Annotated in this window: 1 protein-coding gene; it reads left to right on the top strand. The window is 81.1% G+C overall.

The annotated features are described in order from the left end of the window. On the top strand, nucleotides 1-341 hold a 341-nt coding region (locus FOE67_RS28470), incomplete at its 5' end, for a zinc-binding dehydrogenase (protein ID WP_182667653.1). Between the last annotated feature and the right edge of the window lie 61 nt (nucleotides 342-402).

Here is a 402-nt window from a genome sequence, read left to right as displayed (position 1 = left end):
CCCGAAGGGCGCTGGGGCTCCTCGCGCCGGGTGGTCGGCACCTGGCGTACGGGTGGGCGGCCACGGGGTTCGACGAGCGCGGGGCGGTCGACCCGCGGGAGGCCGCGCGGTTGGCGCCTGGGGCGGTGTCCCGGTGGGTGACGGGCCCGGCTCTCACGGAGTCGGTGGGCGGCCCCAACCCCATCCGGGCGCTGGAGGAGGAGGCGCTGTCCCTGGCCGTCGAGGGGACGTTCCGGCCGTTGGTGACGGCCTTCCCGCTCGACGGGGCGGCCCGGGCGCACGCGGCCCTGGAGGGGCGCGCCACCACGGGCAAGGTGGTGCTGCTGCCCGCCGGGCGGTGAGGGACGGCCCGGGGACCGGGAGGACCGGGCCGGCGGCCCCGCGCGGACGCGGGGCCGGGGG

Source organism: Streptomyces calidiresistens (assembly GCF_014141525.1).
GTDB classification, from domain to species: Bacteria; Actinomycetota; Actinomycetes; order Streptomycetales; family Streptomycetaceae; genus Streptomyces; species Streptomyces calidiresistens.
Note: the sequence above shows the minus strand (reverse complement) of the source record. Positions and strands in the feature narration are given on the sequence as shown.